Below are 26118 nucleotides of genomic sequence, written 5' to 3'. Positions count from 1 at the left end.
CTTTTTCTGTGCGCCGCTCCCTGAAAAGTATTGTGCTAAAATTCACAATTCTGACTTTTTACATAACCTTAACAAAATGTTATAATGAAGGTGCAAAGGAGGAGTGCCCAATGCAATTCACTATCCGAGGTCAACAAATTGATGTGACCGATGCTTTGAGGGACTATGTTGACAAGAAACTCAGCAGGCTAGATAAGTATTTTGATGCACCCCCCACCTCCGAAGGATATGTCACACTTAATGTCATTCGAGGATTGCACACAGTGGAAGTGACCATTCCGCTCACAGGCGTGGTACTGCGTGCGGAAGACCGAAGCGACGATATGTACGCTTCCATTGACGCTGTTGTGGACAAGTTGGAACGTCAGATTCGCAAGCACAAAACCAAGCTGAACCGTAAGTTCAAGCAAGAGGGCGGATTGAAAACGCTCATTGCGACGAACGGAGCAGCGGCAACCAGTCAGATGGAGGCAGAGCAAGTCGATTATGACGAGGACAATTACGAAGTTGTCCGTACGAAACGTTTTACCATGAAGCCGATGGACGTGGAAGAAGCGATCCTGCAGATGAACATGGTAGGCCATAATTTCTTTGTATTTTCCAACATTGACACACAAGAAGTAAATGTCGTTTACAAGCGTGATGACGGCAAGTACGGATTGATCGAGCGGGACTAAGCCTTAGTGGCGTTCCAGCGGAATGCAGAAGCAGCTGGACCTGATTCGAATTTTAAAACGGTGGAATGAAATTGAAATGTAAGATGAGCCTTCATCCGTGTAAGCGGGTGGGGCTCTTTATTTGGATATATACGTTTTTGATGCGGCAGGCATCGTAAAGATGGTGGTATTTGATGGTAAACCCATCAGAGTATGCTGAATAGTGCAACCATTATTTTAATGAGATGACTTATAGGGGACTTCGGGGCCGTTTCTTAAACAGCTTCAGGTATCACGTCTTAAGGACTTCCTATATAAGAGGATTCGCGTTCGGTCAGCCATGATTGAACAGCATCACCGGGGCTGAGTCCTTGTTATTTCCCGACAATGGGAGATGAATATTTCACACCCAATTAGATGTAGAGTTTCATTTATGAAATGAATATAATTCCATTGTTTAACACTGGGTAAATGCTCGACGCAACTTTTTTGAGCCTTCCCGCGTCTCATAGAGTAGGGCTTCACGTAACAGACATCTCTTGTAATAGCACATATTGTTGCGGCATCCCTTACAAACTGTTACAATTTATGCAAACCCTCATTTTATGGGACGGGCTTTTTAGCCTGCATGAAATGGGACCATCATAAGGAATCAATGAATCGATTTCATCATTTAACCCTTTGGCATTTAATGAAGTTGATTCTATCACTTGTTTTGCACGAAAGGGGTTAACCATGCTAGGACTTGTCAAAAAGATTTTCGGCGACACCAACGAGCGTGATGTCAAACGTCTCATGAAGACGGTCGATGTAATCAACAAACTGGAACCGGATTTTGAGAAGCTCTCCGATGAGCAGCTGCAAGCCAAAACCGAAGAGTTCCGTGCGCGGATCGAGAAAGGTGAGACGCTGGAGGAAGTGCTTCCTGAAGCGTTTGCGACAGTTCGTGAAGCTTCCAGACGGACACTCGGCAAGCGTCACTATGACGTGCAGTTGGTCGGGGGAATGGCCCTCCACGAAGGAAGAATTGCAGAGATGAAGACCGGTGAAGGTAAGACCCTTGTAGGTACGCTGCCGGTTTACTTAAATGCCCTGCTTGGCAAAGGTGTTCACGTTGTAACGGTCAATGATTATCTGGCGCAGCGTGACAGCCAAGAGATGGCGCAAATATATAATTTCCTGGGAATGACGGTCGGGGTTAACCTGAGCGGTATGGAACACCCGGATAAACAGCAGGCGTATGCTTGCGATATTACGTATGGTACGAACAATGAGTTCGGCTTTGACTATCTGCGGGACAACATGGTCCTCTACAAAGAGCAGATGGTTCAGCGTCCGCTCTATTTCTGTATCATTGATGAAGTGGACTCCATTCTGGTTGACGAAGCGCGTACGCCGCTCATCATCTCGGGACAAGCTCAGAAATCGACGGAGCTGTATTTTGCAGCCGACCGCTTTGTGAAGCGTCTGACTGCGGAAGAGGATTATACGGTAGACATTAAGGTCAAATCCGTGGCCTTAACCGAAAAAGGCGTGGCGCTAGCGGAGCGTTCCTTCGGTATCGATAACCTGTATGACCATAACCACGTAACATTGAACCACCACATTGTACAAGCGCTGAAAGCGAACGTGATCATGCGCCGCGATGTGGATTACGTTGTTACCGACGACGAAGTGGTTATCGTTGACGAATTCACGGGACGTCTGATGGCTGGACGCCGCTATAGCGACGGTCTTCACCAGGCGATTGAAGCGAAGGAAGGCATCGAGGTTCAGAACGAGAGTATGACCCTGGCAACGATCACCTTCCAGAACTACTTCCGGATGTATCGCAAGCTGGCAGGTATGACCGGTACGGCGAAAACCGAGGAAGAAGAATTCAAGAAGATTTATGGCCTTGAAGTGCTGCAAATTCCTACGAATAAACCGAATCAGCGTGTCGACATGCCGGACGTGGTTTACAAGAGCGAAGAGGGCAAGTTTAAGGCGGTTGTAGCGGAGATCGTAGAACGTCACAAAAAGAACCAGCCAATTCTGGTAGGTACAGTTTCCATTGAGAACTCCGAGCGTTTATCGGAACTGCTGAAGCGCAAAGGCGTCCAGCATAAAGTTCTGAATGCGAAGTACCATGCGGAGGAAGCGGAAATCATCTCACGCGCCGGTCAGCCGGGATCGGTAACGATCGCGACAAATATGGCGGGACGCGGTACGGATATTTTGCTTGGTGAAGGTGTACAGGATATTGGCGGACTTCACATTATCGGTACAGAACGTCACGAATCGCGCCGGATCGATAACCAGCTGCGTGGTCGTGCCGGTCGTCAGGGTGACCCGGGGTCAACTCAGTTCTACCTGTCCCTCGGTGATGAGCTGATGAAACGTTTTGGTACAGACAACGTGCTGAATATGATGGATCGTCTTGGTTTTGAAGAAGATCAGCCGATCGAGAGCAAAATGATTACCCGTGCGGTTGAATCCGCGCAGAAGCGGGTAGAAGGCAACAACTTCGACATGCGTAAAGTTGTTCTCCAATATGATGACGTCATGAACCAACAGCGTGAGATCATCTACAAACAGCGCCGCGAGATCTTGGAGTCCCAAGACATTAAGCAAATCGTTGTAGAAATGATTAAGCCGGTCATTGATCGGGTTGTGCAGGCTCACTGCAGCGATGATATTCCGGAGAACTGGGAATTGCAAGAAGTGGCAGACTACGTCAACAGCAAGCTGCTGGACGAAGGTTCCGTCACTCGCGAAGATCTGTGGGGCAAAGAAGCCGAAGAGATTACCGAGAATATATTCGAGCGAGTGATGAAGAAGTACGAAGAGCGTGAGCAAGCCATCGGCGAAGAAATGGTACGCGAGTTCGAAAAAGTTATCGTACTGCGTTCGGTGGACAGTAAGTGGATGGATCATATCGATGCGATGGACCAGCTGCGTCAAGGTATCCACCTCCGTGCATACGGCGGTACCGATCCGCTTCGCGAATACCAATTCGAAGGCTTCGAAATGTTTAATGCCATGATCGCAACAATCCAGGAAGAAGTGGCGACGTACATCATGAAGGCCCAAATCGCAACGAATCAGGAGCGTCAAGCAGTTGTGGACGAGAATAAAGTCTCCACGAACAGCAGCAGCGAACCTGCGGAGAAGCGCCCGGTCCAGGTGGCTGAACAGATCGGCCGGAATGATGCATGTCCTTGCGGCAGCGGCAAGAAGTATAAGCACTGCCATGGACAGAACGCTTAAGCGATCTAGCCAAGTGGCGATGAATAGAAGAAAAGCATCTATCGACGTGCTTTCACAGAAACTAGACCGCGTTTAGAGGATATTTTTCTTGCGATGATTGAATTTGATCAGCATTATTGTAAACTTCGATCATCCTTATATAGCCCGTCCAGGTTATGGGCGCAAACTTTTCAACTCCCTTAAGAGCGGCAGATGAACCGGGTGACTGTGGTCTATTCCACCGTGATCCGAAATCATTGCTGCGTTTAAGGGAGTTTATCTGAATAAACAGCGAAATATTTTGTGAAGCGATGTGACGTGGATTTTCTCTTAAATGGAACGTTTTCCATGCAGGAGAGGGTATACTGAAATTATTACATGTAGATAAGAAAGGACGAGGACTCATGATCGATCCAAGTGTGAAGCAGGACCTGCGTGAAATCAGCAAGAAACTAACCAATCTTAGGGGGTCTCTTTGACTTAAGTTTAAAGCAGGAGATGATTGAGAACTTTGAGGAGAAGATGGCAGCCCCGGATTTCTGGGATGACAATGAGAAGGCTCAGGCGCTTATTACCGAGATGAATGCCGTGAAGTCATCGGTGGATCACTACCAGAAGCTGCAGGTAGATTACGATGATGCCGTCGTGATGATCGAGCTGGCGGATGAAGAAGGCGATGACTCCCTTGCAGGAGAAATCGGAGAAACGATCAAGGACCTGGTTGGACGTGTAGAAGAGTTTGAACTCCAACTGCTGTTGAACCAGCCTTACGATAAAATGAATGCCATCCTTGAGCTGCATCCGGGCGCGGGGGGAACCGAGTCTCAGGACTGGGGCCAAATGCTGCATCGCATGTATACGCGTTGGGCGGAGAAACGCGGCTTCAAGGTGGAGACACTGGATTACCTGCCCGGGGATGAAGCGGGAATTAAGAGCGTGACACTACTCATTAAGGGCTACAATGCATATGGGTATTTGAAGGCTGAGAAAGGGGTGCATCGCCTGGTTCGGATCTCCCCGTTCGATTCTTCCGGCCGTCGCCATACCTCATTTGTGTCCTGTGACGTCGTTCCTGAGATTAACGATGAAATTGAACTGGATATCCGCACGGAGGACCTGAAGATTGATACTTACCGTGCGAGCGGCGCCGGTGGTCAGCATATCAATACGACGGACTCGGCTGTACGGATCACGCACTTGCCAACCGGTGTGGTCGTAACCTGTCAGAATGAACGGTCCCAGATCAAGAACCGTGAGCGTGCGATGACCATGCTTCGTTCCAAGCTCTATGAGCGCAAGATCGAAGAGCAGCAGAAGGAATTGGCGGAAATCCGCGGCGAGCAGTCCGACATCGCATGGGGCAGCCAGATCCGCTCGTATGTATTCCATCCGTACAGCATGGTGAAAGACCATCGTACACAAGTGGAGACCGGTAATATAGGAGCCGTCATGGACGGCGATCTGGATCCTTTTATCGATGGATATTTGCGCAGTCAGATCAAGCTGGAAGTCGAGTAGGACGTTGAGGAGAGATTTGAAGAGCTATGGCGCAATTCGCTGGTAATCCATCGATTAACAAAAGAAAAAGAGAACCCCTGATTCCGATCAACGGTCCCCTTCGACAGACGGTGGATACCGTTTTTATCATCATCGGCTCCTTTATTATGGCGCTGTCATTTAATCTGTTTTTCCTGCCTAACCACATCGCCTCAGGCGGTGTGTCCGGATTATCGGTCCTTGTGCAGGCATGGCTCGGGTTTGAACCGGCCTTTACGCAGTGGACGATAAACATTCCCTTGCTGGTGCTAGGCTTCTGGCTGCTTGGCCGAAATTACGGCCTGCGTTCCCTGTTAGGTAGCGTGATATTGCCGTTGTTCGTTTTCTTGACCAATGACTGGCCTATACCAACGTCCAATCCACTTCTGGCTTCCATCTATGGCGGTATCGGCGTGGGGATCGGAATGGGACTGGTTTATCGGGGCAGAGGTTCAACGGGGGGAATGGCCCTTGTGGCACAGCTCCTGCAAAAATACAGCGGCCTCAGCTTCTCCCTCTGTGTCGTGCTCTTAGATGCGATTGTGATCTCTTCGGCAGCCCTCGTGCTGTCGCTGGAGCAGGCGTTGTATGCACTCATTGGACTGTACGTGACAGGCAAAGTGATTGATGCCATTGAGCTGGGCTTTAGCTTCACCAAGGTGGCTTACATTATATCCGATCATACGGAGCCGATAACGAAGGCCATTCTCAAGGATCTCGACCGTGGATTAACCAAGCTGACCGCAGAGGGCGGCTATACGGGTGAACACCGGACAGTTCTGATGGTCGTAGTCGGACAAAGTGAAATTCCCCGTCTGAAAACGGTGGTGCAATCGGTGGACCCGAATGCGTTTGTCATCATTAGCAATGCCCATGAGGTATTGGGTGAAGGCTTCCGCAATATTAAGGCGTAACATAATAGCAGCGGTGTCGAGAGGTTCTCGACACACGAAGAGGCGGTGTATATCACCGTCTCTTTTTTTGTGGAATTATAGAATCGATAAGGTTTCAGCGAAGCTGAACCATTCGGTAATCGTAAGCAAAACTCCCTCTAAACGCGGTCTGTCATTTGTGAAGGACGCCGATAGTCGTTTTTCTAATGGAATCGGCTTTTCGGTGGGGGCTGATCGATGACCTTGAATTTTTCTTTATTTTTCTAGCAAAGAGCATATAATGGTATCTAATATTGTTCAGGGGGTGGGGGATTATGGAAATCGAACAGATCTTTGCTAATTTGCCGGTGCTGGAAACCGAGCGCCTGCGGCTTCGCAGAATATCGATGCAGGATGCGGATCAGATGTATACCTATGCCTCTGATGATGAGGTTGCCAAGTACGTAACATGGGAAACCCATCGCTCGATCGATGACAGTAAGAAATTCATCCAGTTTATACTAGTCCAGTATGCCAAGCATGATATTGCCCCTTGGGGGATCGAGCTGAAGGAGAGCGGGCGTTTGGTGGGGACGGTGGATTTTGTGTGGTGGAAGCCCGAACAGCAGAGTGCGGAGATCGGTTACGTACTCGCGCGGGATTGTTGGGGACAAGGTCTTATGACGGAAGCAGCCTCCGCGTTACTGAAACTCGGATTTGGCGAAATGGATCTTGTGCGCATCCAAGCTCGTTGCATAGAAGGGAACATCGGCTCTCAGCGTGTCATGGAGAAGGTCGGCATGTCCTATGAGGGAACCTTGAGGAAGGGGATCAAGATCAAGGGTCTGCATTGGGACCTCAAATTGTATTCCATTCTAAAAGAAGAATATGAATCGACTCTTTAGACATTGAAGGCGATTGGTATTCATTTGCAAATGGGGACCAAATTTGAATAATCCATTGTATTTATATGAATACAGTCGTATAATAATACATATTTATGAGACGGATAAAGTCAATGAATACCTATGACGAAAGCGTCGTTTTAATGCAGGAGACAGAAGACTTCCGAACAAGATCATCACTAGCCTGACTGCTTCACGATGGAAAACCATATCAAGAGCATCAGCAGTCACTTGATTTCTATGGCTTACCATATCAAGGACAGGGCTCAGGGGGCAATGTGAATCGATCGGAGGATGGAAACGGATGGGCATGACGTAGAGATGAAGGGAATGGATGAATGGGACCTTGCATAAGGTCCTTTGGCTGTTCCTTGGGGAGAGGGATGAGGATAAATGACGGACACAAACACAGTAAAAGTTGCTATTGTTGGATCTACCGGTTACGGTGGCGTGGAACTGATCCGGTTGCTGCAAGCACACCCGCGCGTTGAGATTACATCGGTAATCTCTTCATCGACTGCAGGCGTACCGATATCGGACGGTTTTCCGCATTTGACGAATATCATGACCCGGAACTTGGATGGTGTTAATCCAGCGGAAATCGCGGAGGTGGCAGACCTGGTGTTCGCCGCCACACCTTCGGGCGTCAGTGCCAAGCTGGTGCCAGAACTGCTGGATGCAGGCCTGAAGGTCATTGATCTTTCGGGAGATTTTCGCTTGAAGGACGGGGCAGTGTATGAACAGTGGTATAAGCACACGGCTCCGAGTGCGGAACTTTTGGAGAAGGCCGTATATGGCCTATGCGAAGTGTTTGGCGAAGAGGTCCGTGATGTGGATTTCATCTCCAATCCGGGCTGTTATCCGACAGCAACGCTGCTCGGGCTGATTCCGGCAATTAGCGCGGGATGGATTGATGCCTCTTCCCTTATTATCGATGCCAAATCCGGCGTGTCCGGTGCAGGCCGGGGAACGAGTTTGATGACGCATTATGCTGAGATCAACGAGAACTTCAAAGCCTATAAGGTGAATAAGCACCAGCATATTCCCGAGGTTGAGCAGGTATTGACTCAGGTAGCGGGTGAACCGATCACCGTTACCTTTACGACCCATCTGGTCCCGATGACGCGGGGAATCATGAGCACCATGTATGCCACGCTGAATGGTCCTTATACGGAAGAGGATTTCATTGAGCTGTACCGACAGTATTTCAAGGACCGCCGGTTTGTGAGAATCCGTGACTTGGGTGTATGGCCTGCGACAAAAGAAGTCAGTGGGTCGAACTTCTGCGATATCGGATTTGCGGTGGATGCGCGTACGAACAGAGTGACCATTATATCGGTCATTGATAACGTGGTGAAGGGTGCGGCCGGTCAGGCAATCCAGAACCTGAATTTGATGATGGGATGGGAGGAGAGCCTCGGACTTACGTTTACGCCGATTTATCCGTAAGCGGCTGGGGATACAGACATGGGAGAGAATATGTTTGCGATTATTGATGGGGGCAGCATCGTAACGCCGCAAGGCTTCAAAGCTGCCGGACTCCACTGTGGACTTAAGAAGACCGACCGTAACGATCTGGGCGTCATCGTATGTGACGTGCCTGCCGTGGCGGCTGCTGTATATACGACGAACCTTTTTCAAGCGGCACCACTGAAGGTGACGCGTGAAAGCCTGCAGGACGGCAAGCTTCGCGCGATCGTCGTCAATAGCGGGAATGCCAACGCCTGTACAGGTAAGCAGGGTGAAGAGGATGCTTATACGATGCGAGCTAGCACGGCTGCGCAATTCGGTCTGGAAGAGAACGATGTGGCTGTCGCCTCAACGGGAGTCATCGGGGAACTGCTGAAGATGGACCGCGTTACCTCGGGTATCGCCGGCCTGCCTGCACGACTCAGCGGCGGAAGCGAAGGGGCTGAGAGCTTTAGCCAGGCGATTTTGACAACTGATCTCGTGAAAAAAGAAGCCTGCGTCACCGTTCAAGTCAACGGTACGAAGGTGACTATCGCCGGAACAGCGAAGGGGTCGGGGATGATCCATCCAAACATGGCGACCATGCTCGGATTTATGACGACAGATGCGGTCATTGGTCAGGAAGCACTGCAGCTGCTGCTGCGCCAAACGACCAATCTGACCTTTAATATGATTACGGTGGATGGGGATACAAGCACCAACGATATGCTGGTTGCGATGGCCAGCGGCCTGGCAGGGCATGACGTGCTATCGCCGCAGCATCCGGATTGGGATGCATTTGCAGCCGGCTTCCATTATGTATGCCAGCAGCTGGCGAAGGCAATCGCTCGTGACGGAGAGGGAGCTTCCCGCCTGATCGAAGTTCGCGTGAACGGCGCCGAAAGCGACGATGACGCGCAAGCCATCGCCAAGACGATCATTGGTTCCAGCCTGGTCAAATCTGCGGTGTTCGGCGCAGATGCCAACTGGGGGCGCATTATTGCGGCTGTCGGCCGTGCGGGCCGTCCTGTCAATCCGGAGACGGTGGATATTGCCATCGGCCCGATTTCGGTGCTGGAGCAGTCAAGGCCCGTTGCTTTTGACGAGGATGCGGCTCTGGTTTACCTCCAGGGTGATACCGTGGATATTGACGTGGAGCTGCATATCGGAAATGGCTCGGCTACGGCCTGGGGCTGTGATTTAACTTATGACTATGTCCGTATTAATGCGGCTTATCGTACGTAGATAAATAATCAGTAGGACGGAGGAGACGGATATGAAGAGCACGATCGATCAAAAGGATACGTTGCCGGTCCAAACAGCAGGGGCAGATACGTTTGTCATGAAATGCGGCGGCAGCACGCTCGCTGCGCTTCCTGACAGCTTCTTCGAGGATTTGAAGGATCTGCAGCAAAAGGGAGTCAACCCCGTTATCGTTCATGGCGGCGGACCCGCGATCTCCGGCAATCTTGAGAAACTCGGCATTGAGACCGAGTTTGTGAACGGGCTGCGCAAGACGACGGAGGATGTGCTGGACGTCGTGGAGATGGTCCTTGCGGGCACCATCAATAAACAGATCGTAAGGCGGATTCAAAGCGTGGGCGGCTCTGCCATCGGCTTGTCCGGCTCGGACGGCGGGCTGATCGAGGCCAAACCGGTAACGAACCATGCGCAGGTTGGCTGGGTAGGCGATGTGACATTTGTGAAGTCGTCAATTCTGAGCGGCGTGCTGGAAATGGGCTACATGCCTGTGGTTGCCCCAATCGGGGTAGACTCATCCGGTCAGCGCTACAACATTAATGCCGATACGGCGGCTGGTGCCGTTGCCTCCCATCTGGGGGTACATCGGATGATTGTTGTCACCGACGTACCCGGGATCTTGAAGGGAGCAGGCGGCGAGAAGCGGGTGCTTCCGACCGTGACGGTGCAGGAGATCGAGGACATGATCGGGACAGGCGAAATCTACGGTGGCATGATACCGAAGGTCAGAGCGGCCATCAGCTGCATTCACGGCAAAGTGAGCGAAGTCGTCATCGTGGACGGAAGCGAGCCGAATGTACTGAGCCGAGTGTTGGGCGGAGAAGTGCTGGGAACGCGCATCGTGCGGATGTAGATTGAGTTTTGAGTTTGTAGAATAGAGCGGCTTCAACGGAGAAGGTGGAATTGTTCTGGAGAAGCAACGCGGTCGCCTTTGCCCCCGGATTTTATCCGCTGCAGCCATTTCAATAAAAATCGGGGGCAACAGCGATCGGAAGAACAATCCACATGCGTAGTGATGTCAGGGGTGTCAGAGTTCAGGAGTAATCATGAATCTGGTTTGTCCATATGCAAAGGAGTGTGTAAAGGTCATGGGAAAAGAAGCAGCAGCAGGCGGTGTTAAAGCAGCGAATGAAAGCTCATTGTTCCAAACGTATGCCAGATATCCAATCGCCTTGGTCAAAGGGGAAGGCAGCTGGTTATGGGACGATCAAGGCAACAAATATCTTGATTTTATGGCGGGTCTGGCCGTAACGAATCTCGGCCATGCTCCGGTAAAGGTGAAAGAGAAGCTGAAAGCCCAACTGGATGAATTGTGGCATGTCTCGAACCTGTTCCACATTCCCGGTCAGGAAAAAGCAGCTGAGCTGCTGACAGCGAACACCTGCGCGGATGCGGTTTTCTTCTGCAACAGCGGAGCGGAAGCGAACGAAGCGGCCATTAAGCTGGCGCGCCGTTACCATCAGAAGGTGAAGGGAACGGGACGTTACGAGGTCATTACGTTTACCCAATCCTTCCATGGACGGACGTTGGCTACGCTGACGGCTACCGGTCAGGATAAGGTAAAGGAAGGCTTCCTTCCGCTTCCGACAGGCTTCAAAAGCGTTCCGCTGCATGACCTTCCGGCACTGGAAGCGGCCATTAACGACAACACCGCCGCCATCATGATCGAAATGGTGCAGGCGGAGGGCGGCGTGCATCCGGTGGAGCCGGAGTTTCTTCAAGCCGTCACTAGACTGTGCAAGAAGCACGGACTGCTGCTGATCGTGGACGAGGTGCAGACGGGCATGGGCCGGACCGGCAAGCTGTTTGCGCACGAGCATTACGGCATTGAGCCGGATATTTTTACCGTGGCCAAAGGGCTCGGCTCCGGGTTCCCGGTCGGCGCGATGCTGGGCAAAGCTTACTTACGCGAAGCTTTCACGGCAGGAAGCCATGCGACGACGTTTGGCGGCACGCCGATTGCCAGCTCCGTCATCCAGGCCACCATCGAGACGATGCTGGAGGACAACGTGCCGCAGCGCGCGGCCGAAGCTGGAGAATATTTGATGGCGAAGCTGAATGAGAGCCTGGGCAGTCATCCTTTTGTGAAGGCGATCCGGGGTAAAGGCTTGCTGATCGGCATCGAATGCGCTGAACCGGTTGGCGAGCTGGTACTGAAAGGACAGAGCCGCGGGCTGCTGTTCGTAACGGCAGGACCGAATGTGATCCGGCTGCTTCCGAATCTGTACGTCACAAAACAAGAGATCGACCAGGCGGTATCGATTGTTACGGAACTTATACATGAGCATACGGCGGTTAGCCAAGCATAGAAGAATCGTGCAGCAGCATTTTGGACAATAACAGCATGGTTAAGGAGGACTGAAGGATATGGCCGCAAGCGGACAAGTGAAGGAATTGAGCCTGAAAGGGCGGGATATGATCGAGCTGGATGAATACTCAACGGAAGAGATTCAGTTCTTGCTCGATTCGGCGATTGAGATCAAACGCAAGCAGAAGAACGGCCAAGTTTATCAGCCGCTGAAAGGCAAGACGATCGGCTTGATTTTTGAGAAGTCGTCCACGCGGACGCGGGTGTCGTTCGAGGCTGGTATGTTCCAGCTGGGCGGACACGCACTCTTTTTGAGCAAAAACGATATTCAGCTTGGGCGCGGCGAGCCGATCAGCGATACGGCGCAGGTGATGTCCCGTTATTTGGACGGCCTGATGATCCGTACCTTCGGGCACGACAACGTGGTTAACCTGGCGAAATATGCCTCCATTCCGGTTATCAACGGCCTGAGCGACATGGCGCATCCATGTCAGGTGCTGGCTGATTTGCAGACCGTGCTGGAGCACAAAGGCAAGCTGAAAGGCCTCAAAATGGCCTTTATCGGCGATGGCAACAATATGGCGCATTCACTCCTGATTGGCGGAGCCAAGATGGGCATGCATGTGGCTGTGGCCAGTCCCAAGGGCTACGAGGCGGATGCCAGCATCGTGAAGCTGAGCGAGGAGATCGCAGCGCAAACGGGCGGCAAAATCACGATCACCCAAGACCCGATCGAAGCCGCGAAGGATGCGGACGTGATCTATACGGATGTATGGGCAAGCATGGGCTTTGAAGAGGAGCAGGCACAGCGGGAAGCCGCGTTTGCGGACTACCAGGTGAATGAGGAGCTGGCGAAGGTTGCGAAGCCGGATTACTTGTTCCTGCATTGTCTTCCGGCCCACCGTGGCGAAGAGGTCAGCGAAGGCGTAATCGACGGTACCAACTCCGTCATTTTTGATCAGGCTGAGAACCGTCTCCATGCCCAGAAGGCTTTGATGGTTGCTTTGATGGCTTAGAGTCATTCAATTGCAACGAACATTCTCTATGAAAATGCGTTAATGGACGTTATCTTTAGTATAATGAACGACAGGGTTGTTAGTAACAAAGAGAGGGAGTTTAACCATGGCAAAACAAAAAATCGTACTGGCGTATTCCGGTGGCCTGGATACGTCCGTTATTCTGAAGTGGCTGAAAGAAACCTACGATGCGGAGATCATTGCTTTCACGGCCGATATCGGCCAGAAGGAAGAGCTGGACGGACTTGAGGAAAAAGCGCTGGCGACAGGCGCCTCCAAAGTATACATCGACGATCTGCGCGACGAATTTGCAACAGATTTCATCTATCCGATGTTCCAGGCGGGTGCCATGTACGAAGGGCAGTACCTGCTCGGGACCAGCATCGCGCGTCCATTGATTGCTAAACGCATGGTGGATATCGCACGTGCGGAAGGCGCGACGGCGATTGCGCACGGCGCTACGGGTAAAGGGAACGATCAGGTTCGCTTTGAGCTGGGCGTTGCCGGCTTGGCACCGGACATTGAAGTAATCGCTCCTTGGCGCATCGAGGAGTTCCGTAACTCCTTCCCGGGACGTGCGGAGATGATCGCATACGCGGAAGCGCACGGTATTCCGGTAACGGCATCGGCAGCCAAATCCTACTCCATGGACCGCAACCTGCTCCATATCAGTTATGAGAGCGGTGTGCTGGAAGATCCTTGGTTCGATGCAAGCGCGGAGGATAGCAAGGATATGTACCTGCTCAGCGTATCGCCTGAGGATGCACCAGACGAGGCGGAATACCTCGAGCTTACGTTTGAACAAGGGAATGTCGTTGCGCTGAACGGCGAATCGATGAGTCCGCTGCAAGTAATGGAGAAGCTCAACGAGCTGGGTGGCAAACACGGCATCGGTCGCGTGGATATGGTAGAGAACCGCTTCGTTGGCATGAAGAGCCGCGGTGTCTACGAGACACCAGGCGGAACCATCCTGTTCACCGCTCATCGCAAAATGGAATCCATCACGATGGACCGTGAAGTGATGGATCTGCGCGACAGCCTGATTACCCGCTATAGTACCTTGGTTTATAACGGTTTCTGGTTTGCGCCGGAGCGTCTGGCACTGCAAGCGCTGGTAACGGAGAGCCAGAAGAACGTATCCGGTACGGTGCGCGTGAAGCTGTACAAAGGCAACATTATCGGCGCAGGTGTGAAGAGTCCGGTCAGTCTGTACAACCCGGATATCGCAACGATGGAAGCCGATCCGACGCAAGCTTATGATCAGGGCGATGCGACCGGCTTTATCCGCTTGAATGCATTGCGTTTGAAAGTTGCAACCGGCGTGAACCAGAATCAATAAGTTTACAATAATGAACAGGCTGAAGGCCGTTTCATGCTAGGGAGCTCCGCTGATTCTCGCGTAACCGGGATGAAAGGGACTTCTTAAGCGGGAAGCGGCCCTCTGCCTTAAACAGAGAGGGGCAAGTGTTGTGAGCAAGTTATGGGGCGGACGCTTTACGAAGCAGACCAACGCATTGGTAGAGGAATATACGGCATCCATCGGTTTTGACAAGCAGCTGGCCGAAGAGGATATCCAGGGAAGCCTTGCGCATGTGTCTATGCTGGGCAAATGCGGCATCGTGCCGGCCGAAGACGTGGAGACGATCAAGGCTGGCTTGAACAAGGTGTTGGAGCGCATCCGTGAGGGCAGCATCGAGTTCTCCGTATCGGATGAGGATATTCATATGAACATCGAGAAGAATCTGATTGAGGAAATCGGACCTGTCGGCGGCAAGCTCCACACAGGCCGCAGCCGTAACGATCAAGTGGCTACGGACATGCATCTGTATTTACGTAACCGCGTGGTGGCGCTGACTGGCATGCTGCATGAGCTGCAAACCGCGTTGATCGGACAAGCCAAGGATAACCTGGATACGATTATTCCGGGGTATACGCATCTGCAGCGTGCACAGCCGATTCTGTTCGCACATCATCTGATGGCTTACGTGTCCATGTTTCAGCGGGATATCGACCGTCTGATCGACAGCTATAAGCGTATTAACGTATTGCCGCTCGGGGCAGGCGCGCTTGCGGGTACAACGTTCCCGATCGACCGCCATTTCGTGGCGGAGCAGCTTGGGTTTGATGGTGTTTACGAGAACAGTCTGGATGCGGTCAGCGACCGCGACTTCATCCTGGAATTCCTCTCGGATGCTTCCATCATCATGATGCACTTGTCCCGCTTAAGCGAGGAGCTGGTGCTTTGGAGCAGCACGGAGTTCAACTTCATCGAGCTGGATGATGCGTTCTGCACGGGCAGCAGCATTATGCCGCAGAAGAAGAATCCGGATGTGCCTGAGCTTGTTCGCGGCAAAACCGGACGGGTATACGGCAATCTAATCGGTCTTCTCACCGTGCTGAAGTCCCTGCCGCTTGCTTATAACAAGGATATGCAGGAAGATAAAGAGGGCATGTTCGATACGGTGGCTACGCTGGAAGGCGCATTGCAGCTGTTCGCGCCGATGATCGCCACGATGAAGGTCAACAAAGGCCGCATGCGCGAAGCGGTGAATACCGACTTCTCGAACGCAACCGACATCGCGGACTTCCTGGTGGGCAAAGGACTTCCTTTCCGTCAGGCGCACGAAGTGATCGGCAAGACTGTATTGTACTGTATCCAGAACAACAAGTATTTGCTGGACCTGACGCTGGACGAATTCAAGCAGTTCTCGGAGCTGTTCGACGACTCCATTTATGGCGTCCTTCAACCGGAGACGGTGGTCAATGCGCGTAACGTATACGGCGGCACGGCAACAGAGCAAGTGAAGGCGGCCATTGATCGGAGCGTGCAGACCCTTCAGGTCACGGAGGAATGGCTGGGTCTCCGTCAAGGGAATGTAGAGTAACGGCATAGAATACTTGGCGTGAAAAAAATAGAGGTGGATCGGCAAACATGACATTTGCCGATCCACCTTTTTTAAGATATCAGAAGATACAGTTGAACGAACCGCCAGCCCGTCCAGATGTGCCTATAGGTTCATCAGGCCTTCAACGGTAGCCACTTCAGCACATCCTGAATGTGGGTATCCCAATATCCCCAATCATGATCGCCTGGACCTTCCTGATAGGTGAGTTCGAGGGAGGTTTCTTCGCAGGCTTTGCGGAACGCTTGATTGTCTTCATAGAGGAAGTCTTCGGTTCCGCAGCATTGATACAGCAGCGGCTTAGGCCCTTCGGATCGTTCGACTTCCTGAAGCAGCCACAGCAAGTCATTGTCGGTACCGGTAATATCTTGATCTCCGTAGACTAATTGATGTTCAAACAAGGCCTCATTCCTCCGGATATGACCCGCCATATCGAGCGCGCCCGACAAACTGGCAGCCGCGGCAAAGGATTCCGGGTAGCGGAGCGCCAGCTTGAATGCCCCGTATCCGCCCATGGACAAGCCGGCGACAAAGTTATCTTCCCTCGCGTGGGATAACGGGAAGAAGGAACGGGCAATGGCCGGCAGCTCCTGACTGATGAAGGTCCAGTATTTGCCGCCGTATTCCATGTCGGTATAGAAGCTGCGGTGAACTTGCGGCATCACGACGGCAATGCCCATCTCGGCCACGTAGCGTTCAATGGAGGTTCTGCGCAGCCAGATGGAATCGTCGTCGGACAGGCCGTGCAGCAGGAAGAGCGTCGGATGCAGACCGCTTTTGGCATGATTGGTCATACCGATCTGCGAAGAGGTTTGCTGAGGGAGAATGACGGTCATGGAAGTACTGAGACCGAGTACCTCCGAGTAAAAGCGACATTGCATAAGAGCCATGATGATGTATCCCCTTTCACTTTAATAAATGAGAGATCAATGACGAGCCTATTTGAATCATATCACAATCAATCTCCCTTGCTCCAAGCAAATACGAACCATCATTTGCAGGAAAAGACGAGATAAAGTGCCTGAGAACGCCTCGGTCTTGGGACCGAGGCGAAGTTCAGCCATCGGGCTGTTCTATGAATAGCGGGGTTGTGGTATCTTAGAGGGAGATTATGACTCCACCTGGTGGAGGACGGACATTTATTGTAGAAATAACGGTTGTGATGAAGAAGTTAAGATATAGATAGTAATCACTTTGTAAATCTGGAGGAGGATACTCATGATACCACATGACGACAAGCTGTCCGATCTGAAAATTACGGGAACCGGAAGTTCGAGCGGCGGTCAATACGATAAGGTACGCATTGACGGTGCCGGGCAGGTGAATGGAGATCTGGATTGCCGGGAGTTAATAGGCAATGGAACGATGAGCGTTAATGGCGCCGTAGCTGCCCGTACGATTCGCGTGAACGGTTCGGGAACCATTAAGGGGGCTGTGGAGTCTGAGGAGCTGCATGTAGCCGGCAGCCTGAGTTTGAAGGATGGATTGCGCAGCCGCTCCATCTTTATCGGGGGGCATTGCAGCATTCATGGAGATTCCGAATCGAAGAAGCTTGAGGTCACCGGAAACCTGAGAAGCCGTGGTGACGTGCGGAGTGAATCCGCCGCGTTGCAAGGGGGATTTAAGATCGATGGCCGCCTGCATGTTGGAACAGCGGATATCCGAGTATTGGGCCGCTGCCTTGCACAGGAAATCGTTGGAGACCGGATAACGGTCCGCAAAAAAGGGAAGCGGCTCTGGGAAATGCTGTCCTTGCCTTTACGGGGAACACGGCTGGAGGCTCGTATTATTGAAGGCGATGTCCTTGATCTCGAGTATGTTGAAGCCGATATCGTCCGCGGTAACCGGGTGATCCTAGGCAAAGGGTGCGAGATTCGGCAAGTGGAGTACAGAGATGAACTGTCACAGCATCCGGAAGCCGAGGTCAGAGCGTCTCGGCGGTTTTAAGGGTAAGAACGATGCCCTTCCGGATGGGACATCTGAATGCCGAGCTGATTGAAGGCGAGGATATCCGTCTGGAGAATACGAGAGCTGCTATAAAGTCGATACATTACATTGAAATAACGGCAAGGCAAACAGCCCGGATTCGCGGTTCTATTCGCGAATCCGGGCTGTTCCATGTTGTCTTCAGGTTTACGGGGTACTGATACCGTCCTCAACCACTTCCTCTTTCGGGGTATCATTCGCTTCAGGCATTCGGACATCGTTCGTCGGATTGATGGCAACGATGCTGTTCTGGGGGCGGTAGGTATCCTTGGATATTTTGACGTTCTCCACAACCTTGCCGTTTACTTTCTTGGTTCGGTAGGTTTCAACCACATAGCCTGGCTTCCCGTTCTGAACCACCTGCTTGAGTCCTGGCGGCAGCGAGTTATTGTGAATGATTTTCTCTGGTGACGGCAAGGTTTCAACGGTGGTAGACACAAGCTCATATTCCGTATTTTCCGGGAAGGTGCCGAACATCTTTAGTGTTAAATTACCGTGCGATACCTCCGATAAAATAAGCAGATGCTTGCCTGTATTGTTTCGGAAGCGAAAATTGATCACCCCTTCCGCAAAGGTGGCATCCTGCCCCTTGGGCAGGTAGCTGACCGGAAGGGAATGATTGCGCCGTTCGGTGATCTCCAGCCCAATGAGCAGAGCCGCATGATAGACCGTGCTGGATACCTGGCAGATCCCGCCGCCGATCCCGGGAACCAGTTGGCCGTTCACGATAACGGGAGCTTCTTCAAAGCCGTACTCCTTATTCGCGGTATCAATAATATGAGCATAATTGAATTCATCGCCGGGCTTCAGAATCATGCCGTCTACGGCTTTGGCAGCGGCAGTCACGTTATGAACACGTCCAGGCCCGCTGGATCCGAGACTGGTAGAGAATTCGACGATTTTGCGCTCAATCCCCTCATCGTGCAGCGATTTTACGGTAACGGGGGGTTTTTGACGGATGAGAGGCAGCTGAACTGTAATGATCTCGTCCAATTTCGGCTCGGTGAAGTGAGACTCATTCGGAAGCACAGCGCCGAACCCTTCATAGAATGTCGGCCAATCGATGCGGTATGCCGTTTTCTCCGGGGTGTACCGGACGACGTCATCCTCGGATATGCTCCGCACCGCATTGACGGGTTCGCCAAAGCGTTCCGTTTGCCAGTCTTCGCTCAATCGCTCTTTTAACACATTGCGATCCCAGTCCGTGGATATATGCCACTCCAGCTGAAAGTTACGCCGGTAAAGAACCTGATCCCATAATGATCCTTCGGACAACCTGGCGATAGCTTCCCGAAAATCGGCTGCGCTGAATTGAACTCCGGCTTCCCGGAGAGTGAAGCTTTCCGTGTGCCCTTTCAGAGTGTCCGATTGCAGTTCTACCTTCAATGCTGTCATCGCCTGCAGCCGTTGATCCAGCTCTGACAGCACCTCGTCTGCGGGTGTACCGCCTACCTGCCAACCGGAGAGAACGACCCCCTTCGGGAGTTCCTTCTGGTTCACGTACATCGTCAATAGACCGAAGCCGACGGAGAGGAGAAGACCGAAACTGATGACAATGATGAGACCAAGATGAATTTTTTTCATTCGAACCACCTTCTTAACTTCGTAATGGCCGCAGTTCATGCACTTTTTTATGTATATGTCACGGTGGGCTTAAACTTTCGGGTACTCAAAAGGTAACAAATTTGTTACAATAGACGATGTCGTGAGGATTTTTCATGGATTTTAAAGGAATTCGATGGAAACTGTCGAAAAGTATAATGGCTAATTAAGGATTGGGAAGTGATGAAGTGATCGAAATGCAGGACGTATGGAAGACTTATCCGAACGGCGCTCATGCGCTTCAAGGAGTTTCCGTCAAAATCAATCGAAATGAATTCGTCTATGTTGTCGGACCGTCAGGTGCTGGCAAATCGACGTTTATGAAACTTATCTATAGAGAAGAAGTGCCTACTAAGGGGCAAATTTCTGTTAATGGATTTAATATCGGGAAGCTGAAGCAGCGCAAAATTCCCTATGTTCGCCGAAATATCGGGGTTATTTTTCAGGACTATCGTCTGCTGCCCAAGCTGACTGCTTACGAAAATGTAGCTTTTGCCATGGAGGTTATTGAAGCGCCGCAGCGTCTCATCAAGAGACGGGTCATGGAGGTGCTGGAGCTTGTGGGCCTGAGAGCCAAGGCGAACCGCGAACCTTCCCAACTCTCCGGCGGTGAGCAGCAGCGGATCGCAATCGCCAGAGCGATTGTGAACAACCCCTCCGTCATTATTGCGGACGAGCCTACAGGTAACCTGGATCCGGAAACCTCGTGGGGCATCATGCAGCTGCTGGATGAAATCAATTTCAGGGGAACCACCATCGTAATGGCTACCCACAACAGGGATATCGTGAACACCATGCGTAAACGCGTTCTTGCGATTGAGCATGGACAGATCGTCCGTGACCAGCAGAGAGGAGATTACGGGTATGAATTTTAGAACCTTCTTGCGGCACTTGCGGGAAGGGGCGAAGAGCGTTTTCCGGAACGGATGGATGTCGGTCGCATCCGTTACTTCCATCGTAGTGTCTTTGTTTATACTGGGCGTGTTCATGCTATTAGTCATGAATGTTAACGCTTTAGCCGATAAAGCAGATAGCAATGTGCAAATTAATACGTACTTAAATCTCAATGTGGATAAGAAGCTGCGCGAAACCATCAAGAGTGAAATCGAGGCTATGCCGGAGGTCAGCGCCACCAAGTTCGTGTCCAAGGAAGAAGGCATGAAGGAGCTAGAGGAAAGCCTGGGCTCCGAATGGGTGGAAGGCTTCAGCGAGGCGGATCAGAATCCGCTTCCGGATGCATTCGAGGTTTCCGTTATTGAACCGACCACGGTCGGTTTTGTTGCCGACAAGATTACCCTACTTAACCAGAAGTATACGGAGGAGCCGATCCTGCGAGTCAAGTATGGGGAAGGCACGGTCGAAACTCTGTTCAAGATTACGAAGACGGTGCGGAATATCGGCTTTATTTTCGTTGCGGGACTTGGCTTGATGTCCATGTTCCTGATTTCGAACACCATTCGGGTGACGATTTTGGCCCGTCGCCGCGAAATTGGCATTATGAAGCTTGTCGGCGCGACCAACAACTTCATTCGCTGGCCGTTTTTCATTGAAGGTGCCATGATCGGCCTGATGGGCTCTATTGTAACGGTCACACTGTTGTTTGTTGGCTACAATCGTCTGTACGCCGCATCGCAAACTGATTTGACGTTAGCGCAAAGTTTAATCCCTCTAGGAGATTTGTGGCTGCGGCTCGGCATCATTATTGTTGGGCTGGGCATGGTCATTGGCATCTGGGGCAGCACCATGTCGATACGTAAATTTTTGAAAGTATAAAACAAGGTAAAGGATGGGGAGCGAAACTTGAAGAAAATCGCCGCAGGAGTAGCAGCCTTATTACTGGCCACTGTTATGATCCAACCGACCGTCGGACAAGCCGAGAAGAAGACTTCAGCCGATGTAGATCGAGAGCTGAGCGTGCTTCAGGAGCAGGTCAAGAAAGCACGGGCACAGAAGAACAAAGCAGCGGAAAATAAACAAGAAGCCCAACATTACAAGAAAAAAACAACGAAGAATTTGAAATATGTGATGGAGCAGATCAGCATCGTCAGCAATGAATTGACCAAAATCTCCATGAAGATCGAGGAGACAGAGGATCTGCTGAGAAAAACGACCAAAGAACTTGAAGCGGCAAAGGAGCGTATCGCCTCCCGTGAGAAGCTGTTGGAATCCCGGATTCGCCTCATCTATATGGATGGGCAAGTATCGTATCTGGATGTGCTGCTCTCCTCGACCAGCTTCAGTGATTTTATTGAGCGTGCGGATTCCTTGAAGACGATCGTTAACCAGGACCAGGATTTGCTGGTAGAGCATAAGCAGGACAAGCTGCTGGTCATCGACAAGAAGAAGGAACTTGAAGGACAGTATGCAACAGCCAAGGACCTGTATGGCCAAATGGAGGACCGCAAGAGTATCCTGAACGAGAAGGAACAGGAGAAGCGCGTACTATTGGCCCAGTATGATCAGGATATCGAGGATGCGGAAATCTTGACCGAAGAGCAGGATAAAATGTTGGTTGCCCTGGCAAGCAAACGCTCGGATCTGCAGAAGGAAAAGAATAAGCTTGCGGCTGAGGAAGCTGCCCGTAAAGCAGCGGCTGCCAAAGCGGCTGCGGCGAAAAGAGCCAAGGCGACCACCCTCGGCGGTAGTAAAGGTGGCGGCGGATATACAGGTAACGGCGGACCATTCGCGTTCCCGGTTTCCGGTGCCAGACTTTCATCGGGTTATGGGCCGCGAGTTCATCCGGTAACGGGCCAGGTTGGCAAGATGCATACAGGCCAGGATTTCGCGGTACCACAGGGGACTGAGATCCGGGCAGCCGAGAGTGGCACGGTCATCTTGGCCGAGTGGTGGAGCGGTTACGGAAACTGTGTTATTGTTGATCATGGGGGCGGCGTATGGACCTTGTATGGACATATCCGCAATGGCGGCATTAAAGTCAGCGAAGGCGACAAGGTGTCCAGAGGGCAGAAGATTGCCGAAGTGGGTTCCACGGGTCAGAGCACAGGACCGCATCTTCATTTTGAGGTTCGGATCAATGGATCGCCGGTCAATCCTTCGCCTTATCTGTAACAAATTTTTAGGACTTATACCATACAACCTTCAGACCGCTGTATAAATATTCCCGGCAAGCCAATCATATACTAGGTGGACGGGATTCCCCATGTGTAGCAGTTGAAACGTACAAAGGCGGTGAAGTACTTGCTGAAAAAACGAACGGCTGTCTTTCTGGTCATAGCTGCCATGCTGTGCGGCGTGCTGTTAACGATGGCTTTGACCCAGCTGCCCGCTCCTAGCCAGACCGGAGACGGTGAGGGGCTGCTGGCCAGTATAGCAAACAGGAATGGACTGGAGCAGTCTGAAGCGAAAAAACTGGGGACAGCGATTGACCTCATCGAAAGCAATTATTACAAGGATATCGATCGGTCGAAACTGATCGACGGCGCCATCAACGGGATGATGGAAGCGCTGGAAGATCCATATTCCAACTATATGGGAAAAGAAACGGCAGCCCAGTTTGAAGAGAGCATTGAGGGCTCCTTCTCAGGGATTGGTGCGGAGGTATCCTCTGTAGATGGCAGTGTCGTCGTTGTATCCCCGATCAAGGGATCTCCTGCGGATAAAGCTGGGATTCGGGCAAAGGACACCATCCTCTCAGTCAATGGGGAATCCTTGCAGGGTCTGGAGTTGAACGCGGCAGTCAACAAGATTCGCGGTCCGAAAGGCTCCAAGGCCGTCCTTCAAATTAAGCGTGCAGGCTCTGAGCAGCCTGTCGAGTATGTTATCGTTCGTGATGACGTCGATCTGGAAACCGTTTCGGCACGGATGGAGAAGGGCGGAATCGGCGTTATTGAGATCTCCCAATTCTCGCTGAATACAGGCGAACGCTTTAAGGAAGAACTCAAGAAACTGGAAAGCCAAGGCATGAAGGGACTGCTGATCGACGTCCGGAACAATCCTGGCGGCGTGCTGTCCGTTGTCATTGACATTGCAGAGCAGTTCGTACCTAAAGGCGAATTGATCGTTCAGGTAGAGGATAAGGATAAGAAGCGGGAGAAGCATCCTTCTGGCGGTGAGGCGAAATCCTATCCGATTACGGTGCTGATGAACAAGGGCAGCGCCAGCGCTTCCGAAATTTTGGCGGGCGCACTGCAGCAATCGGCAGGAGCTACCTTGATGGGTGAGCATTCCTTCGGAAAAGGTACCGTGCAAACGAGCTTTGATAAGCAGTTTGGCGATGGAAGCCTGCTGAAAGTAACGATTGCCAAATGGTTGACGCCAAACGGTACCTGGATCCATGAGAAGGGAATTGAGCCGGATATTCAGGTGTCACAGCCAGAATACTTTACCGTTGCACCGATCGATAAGAAGAAAACTTATACGTTCGACACGAATAGCACGGATGTGAAGAATGCACAGATCATGCTTGAAGCGGTTGGTTATAAGATCGGGCGTACAGATGGCTATTTCGATCGGAATACAGAGAAGGCCATTAAGAGTTTCCAGAGCAAGCATAAGCTGAAAGCGGACGGTATCCTTAACGGCGCTACAGCCGAGGCATTGGAAGCCGCATTGATTGAGAAGATTCAGGATCCGAAAGAGGATAATCAAATGAATCGCGGAATTGCCGAGGTCCGGAAGGAAATCGCCGCCAAGGCGTCGAACAAGTAAGAAGGCTGAACGTTAGCCTTCTTTTTTTCTTTTAAGATATCTGAAAGTATAGACTTCGAAGCATCTTTAAGCTGAAAGGAGCGTGGCAAGCTGTTGGAGACATTGAAACAACTGCTGATGTATGGGATAGATGCAGGCATACAACTGCTGACGCAGCCCTTTTATTATATTTCGATTTTGTTTGTCATGCTGTTCTACCGAAGGCAGGTGTTGGTGGAGCGTAAGCTGTTCCATGTGAAGCTGCATTCCTGGGGATTGCAGACATGGCGAACGTTTCTGGGTGGGCTGCTGGCAGGAATCGGCGTGTCCATCGTAGTAGCCTTCCTGGGAATATCCTTAAGCCTGGAAGCCATTATATGCATATGGGTGACTTCCCTGGTCCTGATGCTGTTTCATATCCGGTACTTATGCTTTGCCTATTCCATCGGTCTTCTCGGGATCATTCAGTTTGGATTAGGCTGGTTTCCGAATTGGCAGCCGGAAGGCTGGGTCAGTCACATAACGGCAACGATTGTTGGATTGGATATTCCCGCACTGCTGGCTTTATCTGCCGTTCTACATTTTGCAGAAGCCTTGCTTGTCAGGATACAGGGTTCGGGTTTTGCTACACCGCTGTTTCTTGAGGGCAAGCGTGGCAAGCTCGTTGGCGGTTATCACATGCAGAGCTTCTGGCCTTTACCCTTGTTCTTGCTTGTTCCGGCGGTAAGCGGAGGCAGTGTGCTGCCATGGACGCCATTCTTTGGTGGTGATGCCTGGAGTACAGGTTTTACCATGATGGCACTCCCGGTCGTGATTGGCTTCGGGGAAATGACGCAGAGTATGCTCCCGCAGGAGAAGGCAGGCATCACATCGAAGCGGCTCATTTTTTACGGAGCCATTGTGCTGGCATTGAGCCTGCTGGCCGAGTGGTGGACACCGCTCACGATCGTGGCAGCATTAGCGGCATTACTGCTGCATGAAGGCTTGGTGTGGTACAGCCGTTACGAAGAGCAGCAGCGCAGTCCGATCTTTGTGCATCCGATTCGGGGACTACGCGTCCTCGCGGTGCTTCCGAATAGTCCGGCAAGCGAACTTGGCATTCTGGCAGGAGAAACGATCCTTAAGGTGAACGGTAAACTGATTCACAGCAAGGAACAGCTGCATAGTGCGCTTCGTCAGAATTCAGCTTTCTGTAAGCTGGAGGTTCAGAACCATCAAGGGGAGAGTAAATTCCTGCAGCGTGCACTCTACGCGGGGGATCATCATCAATTGGGAGCTATCGTTGCCCCCGACCCGAGGGATGGCATAGCCGTTGGGTTGAAGCCGGTAAGCTTAATCACGCTGCTGGCGAATAAACTTCATATTCGCAGCAAGCGGGGGTCTTCCGGTAGCAAGACGACCGGCGGCTCCGAAGAAGCCGGATTCCATTCATCATGATACTGAAAGCGGGCCTTTGTCCTTTATGGACAAGGGCCCGCCTTGTTTTGCATAAGCTATGAAATGTTTTGAATGGAGCTATCCCTGCAATTTTTTTAGATGACAGATTGTCAAGCTAAGTGCGACAGAGCATCCATAAAAGATTCGTGAGCAGATTTCCAGCCAAGACATTTCCTGGGTCGGTGGTTGATAAGGTAAACGGCATGTGCTAAATCCTTGTCAGTGACCTCTGCAAAATCCTTACCTTTAGGGAAAAATTCCCGAAGAAGTCCATTGCCGTTTTCGTTGGAACCTCGCTGCCAGGAAGAATAGG

22 protein-coding genes are annotated in these 26118 nt (G+C 51.5%); 19 read left to right on the top strand and 3 right to left on the bottom strand.

Features of this window, described 5'->3' with window-relative positions; all coding sequences use genetic code 11:
- Positions 1 to 110 precede the first annotated feature (110 nt).
- The 12 genes from hpf (at position 111) to argH (ending at position 16115) form a co-directional block, all read left to right on the top strand.
- Positions 111 to 677, top strand: coding sequence for a ribosome hibernation-promoting factor, HPF/YfiA family (gene hpf, locus J7E85_RS27170; protein ID WP_215163081.1), 567 nt, complete (start codon positions 111 to 113; stop codon positions 675 to 677).
- 714 nt (positions 678 to 1391) lie between these two features.
- Positions 1392 to 3905 (top strand): preprotein translocase subunit SecA, encoded by a 2514-nt coding sequence (gene secA / locus J7E85_RS27165; protein WP_215163080.1) that lies wholly within the window; start codon positions 1392 to 1394, stop codon positions 3903 to 3905.
- A 383-nt stretch (positions 3906 to 4288) separates the two neighbouring features.
- A protein-coding gene (gene prfB, locus J7E85_RS27160) for a peptide chain release factor 2 (RefSeq protein ID WP_215163079.1) occupies positions 4289 to 5402 on the top strand; the annotation gives its coding sequence in 2 pieces (ribosomal slippage) (positions 4289 to 4360 and positions 4362 to 5402; 1113 coding nt in all).
- 26 nt (positions 5403 to 5428) lie between these two features.
- Positions 5429 to 6334 carry a YitT family protein gene (locus tag J7E85_RS27155; RefSeq protein WP_215163078.1) on the top strand — a complete coding sequence of 302 codons (906 nt, stop codon included), beginning with the start codon at positions 5429 to 5431 and terminating at the stop codon, positions 6332 to 6334.
- A gap of 293 nt (positions 6335 to 6627) precedes the next feature.
- Positions 6628 to 7197 (top strand): GNAT family N-acetyltransferase, encoded by a 570-nt coding sequence (locus J7E85_RS27150; RefSeq protein ID WP_215163077.1) that lies wholly within the window; start codon positions 6628 to 6630, stop codon positions 7195 to 7197.
- A 393-nt stretch (positions 7198 to 7590) separates the two neighbouring features.
- Positions 7591 to 8646 carry an N-acetyl-gamma-glutamyl-phosphate reductase gene (gene argC / locus J7E85_RS27145; RefSeq protein ID WP_215163076.1) on the top strand — a complete coding sequence of 352 codons (1056 nt, stop codon included), beginning with the start codon at positions 7591 to 7593 and terminating at the stop codon, positions 8644 to 8646.
- Between the two features lie 18 nt (positions 8647 to 8664).
- Positions 8665 to 9891 carry a bifunctional glutamate N-acetyltransferase/amino-acid acetyltransferase ArgJ gene (gene argJ / locus J7E85_RS27140; RefSeq protein WP_215163075.1) on the top strand — a complete coding sequence of 409 codons (1227 nt, stop codon included), beginning with the start codon at positions 8665 to 8667 and terminating at the stop codon, positions 9889 to 9891.
- Between the two features lie 31 nt (positions 9892 to 9922).
- Positions 9923 to 10759 (top strand): acetylglutamate kinase, encoded by an 837-nt coding sequence (gene argB, locus J7E85_RS27135; protein ID WP_215163074.1) that lies wholly within the window; start codon positions 9923 to 9925, stop codon positions 10757 to 10759.
- 235 nt (positions 10760 to 10994) lie between these two features.
- Positions 10995 to 12215, top strand: coding sequence for an acetylornithine transaminase (locus tag J7E85_RS27130; protein WP_215163073.1), 1221 nt, complete (start codon positions 10995 to 10997; stop codon positions 12213 to 12215).
- A 58-nt stretch (positions 12216 to 12273) separates the two neighbouring features.
- The gene (argF, locus tag J7E85_RS27125; RefSeq protein ID WP_215163072.1) at positions 12274 to 13230 is read left to right on the top strand and encodes an ornithine carbamoyltransferase; all 957 of its coding nucleotides are present in this window, start codon (positions 12274 to 12276) and stop codon (positions 13228 to 13230) included.
- 106 nt (positions 13231 to 13336) lie between these two features.
- A complete protein-coding gene (locus J7E85_RS27120; RefSeq protein WP_215163071.1) occupies positions 13337 to 14569 on the top strand; it encodes an argininosuccinate synthase in 1233 nt (410 codons plus the stop codon).
- 130 nt (positions 14570 to 14699) lie between these two features.
- Positions 14700 to 16115, top strand: coding sequence for an argininosuccinate lyase (gene argH, locus J7E85_RS27115; protein ID WP_076324036.1), 1416 nt, complete (start codon positions 14700 to 14702; stop codon positions 16113 to 16115).
- Between the two features lie 134 nt (positions 16116 to 16249).
- Here the strand turns inward: argH and J7E85_RS27110 are convergent, their stop codons facing one another.
- A complete protein-coding gene (locus J7E85_RS27110) occupies positions 16250 to 17023 on the bottom strand; it encodes an alpha/beta hydrolase (RefSeq protein ID WP_215163070.1) in 774 nt (257 codons plus the stop codon).
- A 328-nt stretch (positions 17024 to 17351) separates the two neighbouring features.
- Between J7E85_RS27110 and J7E85_RS27105 the strand changes: the two genes are divergently transcribed.
- Both J7E85_RS27105 and J7E85_RS27100 read left to right on the top strand, forming a co-directional pair.
- Entirely contained in the window at positions 17352 to 18080 is a 729-nt protein-coding gene (locus tag J7E85_RS27105) for a bactofilin family protein (RefSeq protein WP_215163069.1), read from the top strand.
- An 11-nt stretch (positions 18081 to 18091) separates the two neighbouring features.
- Positions 18092 to 18280: a hypothetical protein gene (locus J7E85_RS27100; RefSeq protein WP_215163107.1), complete on the top strand. Its 189-nt coding sequence runs from the start codon at positions 18092 to 18094 to the stop codon at positions 18278 to 18280.
- On the opposite strand, the gene J7E85_RS27095 is transcribed toward J7E85_RS27100, so the two are convergent.
- A complete protein-coding gene (locus J7E85_RS27095; RefSeq protein WP_215163068.1) occupies positions 18267 to 19703 on the bottom strand; it encodes a VanW family protein in 1437 nt (478 codons plus the stop codon). The genes J7E85_RS27100 and J7E85_RS27095 overlap by 14 nt on opposite strands.
- 206 nt (positions 19704 to 19909) lie before the next feature.
- On the opposite strand from J7E85_RS27095, the gene ftsE reads away from it, so the two are divergent.
- The 5 genes from ftsE (at position 19910) to J7E85_RS27070 (ending at position 25805) form a co-directional block, all read left to right on the top strand.
- Positions 19910 to 20596 (top strand): cell division ATP-binding protein FtsE, encoded by a 687-nt coding sequence (ftsE, locus tag J7E85_RS27090; RefSeq protein ID WP_076324040.1) that lies wholly within the window; start codon positions 19910 to 19912, stop codon positions 20594 to 20596.
- Positions 20586 to 21494 (top strand): permease-like cell division protein FtsX, encoded by a 909-nt coding sequence (gene ftsX / locus J7E85_RS27085; protein WP_215163067.1) that lies wholly within the window; start codon positions 20586 to 20588, stop codon positions 21492 to 21494. Before ftsE ends, ftsX begins: the two co-directional genes overlap by 11 nt.
- 27 nt (positions 21495 to 21521) lie before the next feature.
- Positions 21522 to 22790: a murein hydrolase activator EnvC family protein gene (locus J7E85_RS27080; RefSeq protein ID WP_215163066.1), complete on the top strand. Its 1269-nt coding sequence runs from the start codon at positions 21522 to 21524 to the stop codon at positions 22788 to 22790.
- 129 nt (positions 22791 to 22919) lie between these two features.
- Positions 22920 to 24389 (top strand): S41 family peptidase, encoded by a 1470-nt coding sequence (locus tag J7E85_RS27075; protein ID WP_215163105.1) that lies wholly within the window; start codon positions 22920 to 22922, stop codon positions 24387 to 24389.
- Positions 24390 to 24482: 93 nt separating this feature from the next.
- The gene (locus tag J7E85_RS27070; RefSeq protein WP_215163065.1) at positions 24483 to 25805 is read left to right on the top strand and encodes a PDZ domain-containing protein; all 1323 of its coding nucleotides are present in this window, start codon (positions 24483 to 24485) and stop codon (positions 25803 to 25805) included.
- A 110-nt stretch (positions 25806 to 25915) separates the two neighbouring features.
- Here the strand turns inward: J7E85_RS27070 and J7E85_RS27065 are convergent.
- On the bottom strand, positions 25916 to 26118 hold a 203-nt coding region (locus J7E85_RS27065; protein WP_483311346.1), incomplete at its 5' end, for a transposase.

Source organism: Paenibacillus sp. ISL-20 (assembly GCF_018613005.1).
Taxonomy (GTDB): Bacteria; Bacillota; Bacilli; order Paenibacillales; family Paenibacillaceae; genus Paenibacillus_AQ.
This window is presented reverse-complemented; position numbering and strand designations above follow the sequence as displayed.